The sequence below is a fragment of the Allorhodopirellula heiligendammensis genome (assembly GCF_007860105.1).
Taxonomy (GTDB): Bacteria; Planctomycetota; Planctomycetia; order Pirellulales; family Pirellulaceae; genus Rhodopirellula; species Rhodopirellula heiligendammensis.
On the sequence record NZ_SJPU01000001.1, the window covers coordinates 1529898 to 1542207 of the forward strand.

The following is a 12310-nucleotide window of genomic DNA, read 5'->3' on the forward strand; positions in this document are numbered from 1 at the left end:
GTAAGGGGCTCGCGGCATTTCGCTGACCAATTTCAATGCCGGGTGGCTTGCGATGTCGAGAGGTTTGAAGAGATGGATACCAGACGGCTAGCGCCGCTCCGCCCAGGCTGCAAGCGGTGTCTTCCGCCCGGTTCCGCCCGGTGGTCGATTTAGCGACATGGTGCGTCGGCGGGCAAGCGCCGCGGCTCGCTATCGGTGGGCGCTCGGCACGCCCTCGCGTGAATGATGCCGATGGAATCGACCGTCCGCGAAGACCATTTCGATTACTTAAGCTCGTTATCGAGTTCTGCTGCCTGCTCGATTGCTTCCTCGATAGGTAGACCCGGACTAACTCCAGGGCGCGTATGGCCGATGTCGCTCAGCCACGCGTCTCGTATCAATTGTTGGCGTTTGCGAACGATCCCGAGTTGCTTGGGATCGAGCTGGGTAGGGGTGATACCCCAGGCCCGCGTGATCGCTTGGCCAATCACGCGGTGGCCTTCAGCATCGACGTGGACGCCATCGCCCGACATCACGAAGTTCGGGTCGCTCACCCGTTTGGACTGCATGTATGCAGTCACCGGGGTATACAGATCAATGACCATTTCGGCCCGATCGGATTGCTGCACGATCCACTCCGCATAGGCCTTCATCACATCGTCATAGTTTTCATAGACCTGCATCCACGAATACTCCGGCGCACCGTCCGGTATCAGTTTCCCTTGCTTGGCCAGTGGCAGTGGATCAAAGGGTGGCGGCGTCATCAGGACTAATTTGGCGTCTGTGTTATGGACTGCCTCGATCAACTTGTTGATACCCGTCCGATAGGCTGCAAAACGATCCTCGGCGAGCGGATAGTAGATGCCATCGTTCATGCCATAGCAGGCGACGACGACATCGGGTTGCAACCTGGTTAGGGTGCGAGCGAGACGCTCATGCACGTCAGGCCGCGGAAACGGGTGTGCGGGCTCGGACAAACCGCTGCAGGTTTCGCTTGAAAGCCCGAGGTTAATGATCTCAGGACGTGGCTCGATGCCGCTGGCGATGATCTGGCCTTCAACGACGCTGACGAATCCGCCCGCGAAGGTGTTCGAGTCACCGAGAAATACGATCCGTTTGGCTTGCAGGGGAAACGCGGGCTCAGCTGCTCGGGCGATCGCCCGCTCGGTACTGAAGGTGATCATGGCGATCGCAAACAAAATGGCAAAACGCCATGTGAATTGCAGGGGTCTATTTCCATTCATTGTATCGAGCGATGTGGGCATCGGTTGCTATTGAGGCTGGAGTGCAGGGGTGGCGTTGCGGTCAAGAATGCCGTCGTTACTGGTACTGTAGAGCATCGACGAGTCAACTGGTTGCTCCTCGCCAGGAAATTGAGCACCCGCAGTTTGGTGAGGGACATCAGGTGTCCAAAGCATGGAAAGCCGTGGCTTTCTCATGGGTAGTCGCTGGATGATTTTATTGCTGACGCCCCGTTTTTGGCTCAACCGCCGTACCCTCCCCTCGGCTCGCTGGTCGGGGTAAAAACTAGGTGACCGCCCTGCCCTACCCCGCGTCAACCGAGAAACCGAAGGTCTGAACATGTCCGCTACGCGGCTCGATGGTAAACAAATCGCACTTGAAATTCGCAATGAAGTCGCCCGTGACGTTCAACAATTTGTCGCTGCTGGGAATGCGCCACCAAAACTAGCGGCGATTTTGGTGGGTGAGGATCCCGCCAGCCAGGTGTATGTGCGGAATAAGGAACGCGCTTGTCAACGCGCTGGAATCGCCAGCCAGCTTGACCGGATGCCAGCAACAACCACGCCAGCGGAACTGCTGGAGCGAATCGACTCGCTCAATCAAGATGCATCTGTCAATGGGATTTTGGTCCAGCTCCCGCTGCCTGAGACGCCCGTGGGCGAGCCAGCATTGGACGAACGAGCGGTACTCGACGCGGTCGATCCGATGAAGGATGTCGATGCCTTTTCGCCGATCAATGTCGGGTTGCTCATGCAGGGCCGGCCGCGGTTCTTGCCGTGCACCCCCCATGGGATCATTCAGATGCTGCATCGCAGCCAAATCGAAACCGCAGGCAAGCACGTTGTCGTGGTCGGACGCAGTGAGATCGTGGGCAAACCGATGGCCATGATGCTCGCGCAGAAGAACGGCAGCTGCGGCCCCGAAACTGCAAATGCGACGGTGACGCTTGCTCACAGCCGCACTCAAAACCTTGCCGAGATCTGCCGCACGGCGGACATCTTGATCGCTGCGGTGGGACGACCCGAGATGATTCGGGGGAACATGATCCGTCCGGGTGCGGTCGTTGTGGACGTCGGTATCAACCGCGTCGATGACCGACTCGTCGGCGACGTTGCGTTTGCTGAAGCCGAACAGGTGGCCTCGGCAATCACGCCGGTCCCAGGTGGTGTCGGTCCACTGACGATTGCCATGCTGCTGCACAATACGCTGTTGGCTGCAAAACTTCAGGCCCGCGAAGGCGCCGTCGGATAGAATGCAGGTATGAAACGCATCTATTTCGCTACCGTTGTTTTTCCGACGCTGATCTGGTTCACCACGGCGCCCGTCCCAGCGTTGTCGCAGACGGTTCAACTGCCCGCAATCCGGCAGTTTTGGTACAGCGGCGGCGTCGCGGTGCCTGATCGGGGTTCGGCTGACCTCGGTGGCAATCGATCTTCCGCGATTACGTCCTCGTCCCGCGGCGTTCCCGGCTTAGGGCGTCTGCCGGGCGGCACGTATCGCAGTGCCCAGTCCTCGAGCGGCGGGGTGTCGGTGCATACAACTATCATTGACCTCGACGAAATGGATCGGCAGATATTGGGCTACGACCCGCATGAGGCAAGACGAGCTCGTCAGCGAGGGACAACCGTCATCACGGCGGAATCAGAAATTGCTGAAGCGAAATCTCTTGTTCGCAATGCTCGGCGGGCAATCCGTGAGGGAAATCGATCACTCGCCAATGACACGTATGCCTTGGCGATCGAGAAGTTGGGCCGGCACGAGGAGGCAGCCGAGCTGCTCGCCTACGCACGAGCAGAGCACGCCAGGGTATGTGAGGAAGTCTCTGCAGCACAGGAGCGGCCCCGCATTATCGCGTCGGCTTCTGTCACCCGAGCCAACCCCCGACGGGCGAACCCGTCGGTCGACAATGTAGCCAGACAGCTCCGTCCGCCAGAGTTGGATGCTGCTCAGAGCTCCCGACGGGCGCCGTTTTCTCGTGATCATGTTTTGCGGGTGGAGCCTTGATAGGCCAGCGGATGGGCTTAAAGGCTGCCAGAGATTTCTGTCAACGTTTCGCGACCGGAATGCACGCCGGCGTGGACCTGCTGCGGATGCTCGACAGCGAAGCAAAGATCGGTCCTCCCCGGCAACGGCTGGCGATTACAGAACTCCGCGGCGAGGCCGCCGCCGGCGTGACGCTGGCCGACGGCATGAAAAAGCAGCCGAAATTCTTCCCGCCACTACTGCGATCGATGACCCATGTCGGCGAGGCGACCGGCACGCTGGAACGGACCCTGTTCAAATTGGCGGAGTACTACGACCAGCAGCTCACCCTGCGGAACAATTTCCAGCGTGCGATTGCGTGGCCGGCAATTCAATTCGTGATCGGTGTGGGTGTGCTGTCGCTGGTGATCTGGATCATGGGAATCATGAATACCGGTGGTCGCCAAATGGCAGACATTCTGGGCATGGGGCTGACCGGAACGTCCGGCGTGTTGAAATTCTGGGGAATATTGCTGCTATTTTTCGCTTTTGTGACCGCTGCAATTGTTTCCTTTCAGAAGAACGTCGGGGGAATTCAGAATGCAATTCCGCTGCTCTATAAAATCCCAGGGATCGGCAGCCCCCTGCAAACGATCACGCTTTCACGGTTCACCTGGACACTTTCATTAGCCCTGGGCACGGGCTTAGATCCGATCCGAGCAATCCGGCTGGCGCTTGACTCGACCGATAGCGACTTTTATCGCAGCGGCGGGGACGACGCCGAAGCAGCTATCCGTGGGGGATCGACTCTCACCGAAGCGCTCCAGGCAACGGCCGTTTTTCCGGAAGAATTTTTGACTCAAGTGAGCGTGGCGGAATTGTCTGGGACCGACGCGGAATCGATTGCGCATGTCGCCCGGGACTACGACGCTCGCGCCAAAATGGCGACGCGGGTCATCGCTGGGATCGCGACCGGTGCCATCTGGCTGATGGTGGCTGGATTCTTAATTTTCTTCATTATTCGAATCGTCATGATGATTGCGGGCGCCTACCAAGATGCACTGACGCCAATTTGACGGCGACAAACGCCCTACCGATGCTTTATAATTGGCATCCACTGTCCATCTGAATTCACCTGGAATTGCCCTGCATGATTGCTTCATCGAAAGCTGCCAAACCCGAGTCTGACGCGGACTCCCCCAGTGAGAAAACGCCGTTTTTCGTTGACAAAAACGCCCCCAAGAACGATGCGGTCGACTATCCGGCGATCGAGCAAGCTGTGCGCGTGATTTTGGGCGCAGTTGGCGAAGACCCTGATCGCGAGGGATTGCTCGAGACACCGGCGAGGGTAGCGAGGATGTACGCCGAGATGTTCGCCGGGCTGAAATCGGATCCCGGCCGCCATTTAGAAAAAGTGTTCGAGGAAGACTACGATGAGATTGTGCTCGTCCGAGACATTAGCTTTTGCAGCATGTGCGAACATCATTTGCTGCCTTTCACGGGGAAGGCCCACATCGCGTATCTACCCAGCGGCAAGGTCGTGGGACTCAGTAAACTAGCGCGAGTCGTCGAGGAAGTCGCCCGTCGACCGCAGGTTCAGGAGCGGCTGACGCATACGGTGGCTAATCTGATCGAAGAACGACTTTCCGCCCGGGGTGTCGCGGTCGTCGTCGAGTCCACCCATAGCTGCATGACGATGCGGGGTATCCGCAAACCCGGCAGTCTGTGCCTGACCAGCGCCATGCGAGGGGCATTCAAAACCGATCCCAAATCGCGTGCCGAGGTGTTGGGATTGATTAATCGCAGCGCTGGATAACGCTGCACAGGGGATGGGCAACTCGCCTGGCGGGCGTTTTTTCCATTAAGTATCGGTCTGGGTTAGAATAGGGACGTTTGAGTACATCCTATTTTCTATCGCGTTTGATTCAGTAGCCGCGGCGATGGTTTCGTCAAGGGGCTATCTCCGCGATTGCAATCTACACCCAATCGAGTCTACCGCGATGCGTTCTTGTCTGCCTACCCTCCCCTGTACTCTGCACCATGCCAGTATTTTGCTGTTAAGCGTGGTATGTATTACGAGTGGTTCGGCTGTATTCGCAGCGGGGCCTGCGGTACCGCCTCAGGTCACGATGATCAACGACGCGGTGGAACAGGTGTGGCGAGATTACGAAATTCGTCCTTCAGGTGAAGTCGACGACGCTCAGTGGTGTCGACGAGTCTTTCTCGATGTCATCGGTCGCATTCCCACCTATGATGAGCTCGTCGAGTTCATGTCCGATCGAACCCACGACAAACGTGGGGCCTTGGTGCAGCGTCTGCTCCATGATGATCGATATGTTGAAGAATACGCCAATCACTGGAGCGCGGTTTGGACCAATTTGCTGATTGGGCGTAGCGGTGGCACTGATCGCCGCGACCTGACCAACCGCACGGGGATGCAGAAGTATCTGCGTGATAGTTTCGCTCAAAACAAAACATACGATCGTCTGGCTTACGAATTAGTTTCCGCGACCGGTTCATCGACCCCGGGCAATCCGAACTTCAACGGCGCGGTCAACTTCCTGATTGGCAAGGTGAATTCTGAAAAAGCGACCCTTGCTACGAGTAGTGTTTCACGGATTTTTCTCGGCCAGCAGGTACAGTGCACGCAGTGCCACAACCACCCGTTCAACCAGTGGAAACAGCAGAAATTCTGGGAATTCAATGCCTTTTTCCGGCAAACCCGCGCCTTGCGACGGTTTGTTGACGGCACCAACGACATCGAGTCCGCGGAGCTCGTTAACGAAGATTTTGCTGGTGAAGCAGGTACTCCAGAAGATGCGCTGGTGTTTTATGAGATGCGAAATGGTTTGCAGAAAGTCGCCTATCCGGTATTCACCGATGGCACTGAGATTGGCAAGAGCGGGTATCTCGAAGACACCAACCGACGTGATGAACTAGCAACGTTGATGCTCCAAAGTGAGTATCTGGACAAAATGATCGTCAATCGGATGTGGTCGATGTTTCTCGGCTATGGCTTCACGCGCCCCGTCGACGACCTCGGGCCTCACCAAGCGCCTTCGCACCCTGTGCTGCTCGACGCTCTCGGCAAAGAGTTTCGCAAATCCAGCTACGATCTTAAGGAACTGATCACTTGGATCACGCTCAGTCGGCCGTATCAACTCGAAGCCACATTGGGCAAACAAAATGAGATCGATGACCCGACCATCGGCGAATCACCCAAGTTCTCGCGGTTCTATCTTCGCCAAATGAGTGCCGAACAGCTCTACGAGTCGCTGGTTGCGGCCTCGGATGCCAAGGGCAAGGGCAGCTACGCGGATCAAGAGGCGGAGCGGCGAAAATGGCTGGGGCAGTTTGTCACCGCATTCGGTACTGATGAGGGCGGCGAAGCGACAACGTTTAACGGATCGATCCCTCAAGCATTGATGCTGTTCAATGGCGAACTGACCAAGAATGCCACCAGTGAAGAAGCGGGCGGCTTTATCGACCGCCTCTCCAAATCGGGGCGCTCGCCGCGAGATCGACTCACGCAACTCTATCTCACGGGACTGGCCCGTCGACCCACCAAGAACGAAACCACGGTTGCTGGGAAACTGCTGACAGCTCGTCGCGGCAATGAAAAGGAAATGCTGCAAGACATGTGGTGGGCGATCATCAACAGTAACGAATTCATCATGCAACATTAATCGCCGGCAACGCGACCAGACGCCAAACGCGATGAGGGCGCAGCTTTTTTGAACTCTCAATTTCTGTACCTGAACCCTCTCTTCTCTACACCCTCCTCTTGAAGGAAAACGCTATGGACCTCTCGACCCCGACCGGCATGACCCGCCGCCACTTCATGAGCCACTTGGCTGGTTCTTCAGCAGCGGCGGCAGCAGCGTTCACGCTCGGAAATTCGATCCAGGCCAATGCGGCGGAGATGACTCGCAATCGCAAATCCGCGATCTTGCTCTGGATGGGTGGTGGTCCGTCGACGATTGATTTGTGGGATCTCAAACCCGGAGCACCGACGAGCGGTCCCTTCCGACCGATCTCAACGACCGGTGACATGCAGATTTGTGAGCACCTGCCGATGGTCGCTCAGCAGATGAAGCATCTCTCGGTGGTGCGCAGCATGTCGACCCGCGAAGCCGACCATGCGCGCGGCCGCTATTACATGCACACCGGTTACGTCCCCAACCCCAACATTGAGCATCCCGGCTACGGCAGCGTGGTCGCTCATGAGTTGATCAGCCAACGTCCGGAACTGGAGATCCCCCCATTCGTTTCGGTGGGAGGAGCAGGCACAGGGCCCGGATTCCTCGGCATGGCTTGGTCCCCGTTTTCGGTCACCAGCAGCGGGCGGGTGCGGAATCTCGAAATGCAGATGAGCGACCAGCGGCTGATGCAGCGGATGGCAGCTTTGAAAATGATCGAAGATGGCTTCGCCAATCGCACCCGCGATACCCCCGCCATCGAGCATGCCAAGGTGTTGGGGAAAACCTTTGATCTGATGACCAGTGATCAAATGAAAGCGTTCAAGGTGGCGGAGGAACCTGAGGAGGTCAAGGAACGCTACGGCGTCAATGGCTTCGGCCAGGGCTGTCTGCTGGCCCGCCGGTTGGTTGAAACAGGTGTGCCGTTTGTGGAAGTCGATCTGGGCGGATGGGATAACCACGCGGGGATTTTCCCCACCCTCAAAGACCAAAAATTGCCTCAATTGGACCAGGCCATGAGCGCCTTGGTCGAGGACCTGGCCCAGCGGGAACTGATCGACGACACCGTCGTGATGTGGATGGGTGAATTTGGCCGAACCCCCCGAATCAACCAGGGCGCGGGGCGCGATCACTTCGCGCGGGCCTGGTCCTGTGTGGTCGGGGGTGGTAACCTCAAGGGTGGGCTGGCCGTTGGCGAAACCAGCCGGGACGGCACCGCCGTGGAAACTGAACCGTACAGCAGCGAAGATTTGATGACGACGGTGTGCAAGGGTTTAGGGATTTCCACAGAGACCACGTTTACCAGTAAAAACGGTCGTCCGATGAAGATCGCCGGAGGTGGCAAATTGATCAATGAATTGCTTGCGTGAGTGAACTTTCGACGGCCGAACTTATAGAGCGGCACCAAAATGGGGTGTGGCGATACCTTCGTGCTCTCGGATGTGACACCAACACAGCGGACGATTTGACGCAGGAAACATTTCTGCGTGTACTTCGTCGCGATAACTTCGTTCAACATTCGGACAAAGCGACGTCGGAGTACCTTCGTCGAACCGCGTACAATTTATTGGTATCTAGTCACCGCAAACTGGGCAGGATGCGCGTCACCGCTTCGGAAGCGGTGCTCGACGAAAGCTGGCAGCAGTGGGCGGGCAAGGACCTAACGGGTGATGAGGCCGTCGATGCGCTGGGTGAATGCCTAAAACAGCTCACCGACCGGGCTCGTAGGGCCCTCCGATTGCGCTTCGTCGATAACGTGCCCCGCGTCAAGATTGGCGAATCGCTCGGCATCACTGACCACGGCGCTCGAAACCTGATGCAGCGAGCTAAATCTCAATTGCGAGAATGCGTCGGCGAACGACTGAAAAAAACTATCGATGCCCCAAACATTTAGTGTAGAACGGATGATTCCTTCTGGAACCGCCTGATACCGCTCCCCGTCCCACAAGGCGGATCACCATGACTCCCCCCGAAAAAAACGACCCTCTCTCGTCTGGCGACGACGCTGGCGGCTTCGATACCGCCGATGCGATGCTCGATGCGTTGCTAGCGGAAGTCCTCGCGGGGCAAACGCCGCCAGATCAGAGCGACGTCATTATCCGCCGGTTGCAACAGCCGATCATAAACAATACCGCAGCTGCACGGAAACCAGTCAATCGGCCATCGCGAGCGAGTAACTCGCGAGCGAATAACTCGCCTAGAAAGCAGTCGAGCTCAACTTGGAAGTTCACTCTGGTCACCGCTGCCGGGCTGTTGCTGTGCGTCGGCGTGGCGGTCGGTATCCGATATCAGCGTGATATTGCCGTTGCGCAAAACTCTGACCCCTCCGGTGATTCCCCGACGGACAAGAGCGCGGACTCGCAAACTTCACCGCGAGCGGGCGAATCAGCAGCGCAGCGAAATACTGGTGATGGGAAGGCGAATACTCCCGCCCCACGTGAGCATGTCACATCGCCGCCGATTGCCTTGGCCGATGCGTCCTCCGACTCCGATTTGCCAAGCCGGGGCCCGATCGAGATGTTCGGCGACGAGACTCCTCAACCACTCGTGGCCCAAGCACCACGTCGGAAACCCGAGGCTCGCCCGTTGACGTTGGTTTCGACATCCCTGGCAAATCACTTAACGCATTACTGGGACCGTGTCGGTGTCCAGCCCACGAAGCTATTGCCGTCGGACGAAATTGCCAAACGCTTGGCGGATCAATTTCATTTAAAAGTAGACCCAGCGGCGACTGGAAACAGCGAGGCGATGCGTTCGCTACTCGCTCGGCCAAGAAACGCGATGTCGCTCGCAGGGCCGATTCTAGCTGCGATCTCGTCGCGGCCGGATACGAGTCTCACGCGGCCAGTCGATCAGCAGATGATCACCCAAGTCGCTAAAAAACTTCGCGAGGGCAAGGGTTTTGACCGGTTGGTAGCCTCATGGTTCATCGAACAGGACAAGTCCGAAGACAAGCCTGCCGATGAGAGTGAATCAGCCATGGTGGCTTCGGTGGGCAATTTGCTGCGGCCGCTGAGTCAACATGAAGCCGTCGTGAGTACCGCCGCCTTGACGCTGGGTACTGACATGCGATGCGTCCGGTGCCATGACTTGCCATCGAGCAGTGGCGACGCGACTGGGACGCAGCATGAGTATTGGCAGTTCGCAGCCAACCTCTCGCCCTGGCTGAGCGAAAAGACCAATGCACCGTCGGGATGGTTCTACGATACGCTCGATGGGCGCCGGCGGTTGGCCGAGGTAGATGCCCGTTCTAGTGTGCCACAGCAACTCGTTGGCTCGCGCCAGCTCGCCGAAGGTTTAGTAGGTGCCATGTGGAGAATGGTGCATGGTCGCCCACTCACTTCGAGTCCCTACGACCTCACAGGTAGTGCTGACGATTCGGATTTGCAGCAACTTCGCGATGACCTCACGGACGATTTGATCGCGAGTGATTTTGATTTGCTGCGGACCATCTCATTGATCATGACCGATTCGATTGTGGGGCGTAGCACGCCTGAGGCGATGACTCCCAAGGGATTGCTGACGGCAAGTGCCGATCAATGGATTCAAGCTGTGACGGCCGTGGAATCGTTTGCTGCGGCACCACCGGCATCGATGCCTTCATCGCGTGTGGACCGCCTGAACCTGGTGCTCAATGAGTTACCCCGCACAGGCTCCGTCGATTCGTCCAGCGCGTTGCTCGCCCAACCTCTAGGCAGCGATCAGCTGGGGTTGGACGCTCTCCAAGGCCCCCAGAGATTTCTGCCCGCCGAGATGCCCAAACCCTCGCCCGCAACGCTGGCAGGGCTACCGCTGCGTGCGACAATCGTGATGCCTGCTTGGATGGGCAAATTGCCGGACTTTGAAAGTCGACTCGTGCACATCGCGAACTTGGCCGGACTCAGCGAGGTTCCCGATGACGTCAACATGCTGGCTCAACAGATGCGAGATGCGGGACTGGAAGAAGCTTTGATTTTGCAGCGAATCTGGTGGATCATGCGACCGCAGGATTGAAAGGGAGTCAACTTCTCTAAATTTTCTGCCCCTGGGCGTATTCGCATTTGCTAGATTGGAAGGTTGCGATCGAACAAGGGCGATGGATCGAACCTGAGCCACGCGTCCCTCTTTGATCGCGACGTGGCCTCTCTTCCTGTCGATCGTAAACCCCGCTTGGAGACATTGATGATGTCAGCTGCCCTGCATGCACGCACCCGCACATCGGACCGCCCTGCCCTGCACCGGTCCGCGCCCACCGCTCGAGTGAAACCTTCGATCATCGATTCGTCGGCGGCCAAACCGTTCACCCTCGACCAGGAACTCAAGCAATTTGGAACCTGGGTGGACCAACCGATCTGGGTGCCACCCAAGGATGCGAGCGACAAGATGGCACGATCCATGCTACACCATGCATCCTGGTTCGCATCTCGTGAACAACGTTGGAACGACGTCACCGCACGCCATCGTGAATCGTTCACGCAGGTCCGCGAAATCGAGATGACCAAGGCTTCGATTCGTTTGCCTCAGCAACGATTGTTCGTCAGCGTGACGGAACCCAAGGATTTTGCGTCCATCACCGACGACATTCCCGCATGCGTGCAAACTCGGCTCGATGAATTCATGAGCGGTCCCGGGCGACGTCCGGGTGTGAAAGTGTCTTACCTCAAACCGCTCTGTGTGGAGGTCGATGATCAACTGCACTTCACCTCGCAAGAGGATATTTTTGCTGCAATTGAGAAGATCAAATCCGAAGTGTTTTCGCACTATCGCCGGTGGTTGCCGCTCTATGCCGCCAAGGACATCAGCAAGGCCGGGCTGCAAGCGGCGATATTCGTACCACGAGTCTGCACGCAGTTCGTCGCAAATCGCCGACAGAAGGCGCTCAACGATTATCGTGCCAAGCTCGAGTTTCAGCGGCGACGCACCGCACTCCGCGCCGTCAAGGCACATCGCCAATGCCGCACTCATGGATGCACCTTTGATGAGATGCTGGCCCTGACGAACCCCCTCGATACGGCTGACGTGATCCGTCAGTATGGCATCGAAAAACAGTTGACCCCATCACGGCAAGATGAGCTATTACATTTGGCCGCAGGCGTCCTGCCCTGGTTTACCGCCTTTTCACTGGGGCTGTCGGGAGCCGTCTCGATCACGATGCTATTCCTGACCCCACTGGCGGTCTGCGACCCGGCATTCGTGGCAGAGTTCCCCGATGAACCAGGCGTGCTATGGAATATTGGCCACTTTGACGAGATCAACGGTGTGCGCCACGTGGAAATTTAGTCGTTTTGAATGCGGCTGATGCCGGCCAATCCAATGGTCGAGGTTGCCCCCCAAGCTCGAACTGTCGACAGCAGTTGATACGGGGCAGGTGAGTGGCGAAATCGCTCGACTGGTCGCCAATGACCCTGGTTTTCCGAACTCAGTCGGTACACGATTTGGTCGCTGATGAT

Annotated in this window: 11 protein-coding genes; 9 read left to right on the top strand and 2 right to left on the bottom strand. The window is 57.5% G+C overall.

All coding sequences use genetic code 11. From position 1 onward, the window contains the following. Positions 1–263: 263 nt before the first annotated feature. A complete protein-coding gene (locus Poly21_RS05785; RefSeq protein ID WP_146405969.1) occupies positions 264–1244 on the bottom strand; it encodes an SGNH/GDSL hydrolase family protein in 981 nt (326 codons plus the stop codon). Between the two features lie 6 nt (positions 1245–1250). Continuing rightward, complete coding sequence (locus tag Poly21_RS27095) at positions 1251–1397, bottom strand: hypothetical protein (RefSeq protein ID WP_302117716.1); 147 nt, start codon at positions 1395–1397, stop codon at positions 1251–1253. A gap of 163 nt (positions 1398–1560) precedes the next feature. Here Poly21_RS27095 and folD point away from each other — a divergent pair, with 163 nt between their 5' ends. The 9 genes from folD (at position 1561) to Poly21_RS05830 (ending at position 12140) form a co-directional block, all read left to right on the top strand. Then, positions 1561–2472: a bifunctional methylenetetrahydrofolate dehydrogenase/methenyltetrahydrofolate cyclohydrolase FolD gene (gene folD, locus Poly21_RS05790; protein WP_146405970.1), complete on the top strand. Its 912-nt coding sequence runs from the start codon at positions 1561–1563 to the stop codon at positions 2470–2472. Between the two features lie 9 nt (positions 2473–2481). Further along, entirely contained in the window at positions 2482–3225 is a 744-nt protein-coding gene (locus tag Poly21_RS05795) for a hypothetical protein (protein WP_146405971.1), read from the top strand. A gap of 11 nt (positions 3226–3236) precedes the next feature. Further along, positions 3237–4259, top strand: coding sequence for a type II secretion system F family protein (locus Poly21_RS05800; protein WP_146405972.1), 1023 nt, complete (start codon positions 3237–3239; stop codon positions 4257–4259). A gap of 74 nt (positions 4260–4333) precedes the next feature. Continuing rightward, positions 4334–4999: a GTP cyclohydrolase I FolE gene (gene folE, locus Poly21_RS05805; RefSeq protein WP_146405973.1), complete on the top strand. Its 666-nt coding sequence runs from the start codon at positions 4334–4336 to the stop codon at positions 4997–4999. Positions 5000–5312: 313 nt separating this feature from the next. Continuing rightward, entirely contained in the window at positions 5313–6869 is a 1557-nt protein-coding gene (locus tag Poly21_RS05810; protein WP_302118459.1) for a DUF1549 domain-containing protein, read from the top strand. A 113-nt stretch (positions 6870–6982) separates the two neighbouring features. Further along, positions 6983–8251, top strand: a complete 1269-nt coding sequence (locus Poly21_RS05815; RefSeq protein ID WP_146405975.1) for a DUF1501 domain-containing protein — start codon at positions 6983–6985, stop codon at positions 8249–8251. Then, on the top strand, positions 8248–8775 hold the full coding sequence (locus tag Poly21_RS05820) for an RNA polymerase sigma factor (protein WP_146405976.1): 528 nt from the start codon (positions 8248–8250) through the stop codon (positions 8773–8775). Before Poly21_RS05815 ends, Poly21_RS05820 begins: the two co-directional genes overlap by 4 nt. Before the next feature lie 65 nt (positions 8776–8840). Continuing rightward, positions 8841–10874, top strand: a complete 2034-nt coding sequence (locus Poly21_RS05825) for a hypothetical protein (protein WP_146405977.1) — start codon at positions 8841–8843, stop codon at positions 10872–10874. Between the two features lie 168 nt (positions 10875–11042). Further along, entirely contained in the window at positions 11043–12140 is a 1098-nt protein-coding gene (locus Poly21_RS05830) for a hypothetical protein (protein WP_146405978.1), read from the top strand. Positions 12141–12310: the final 170 nt, after the last annotated feature.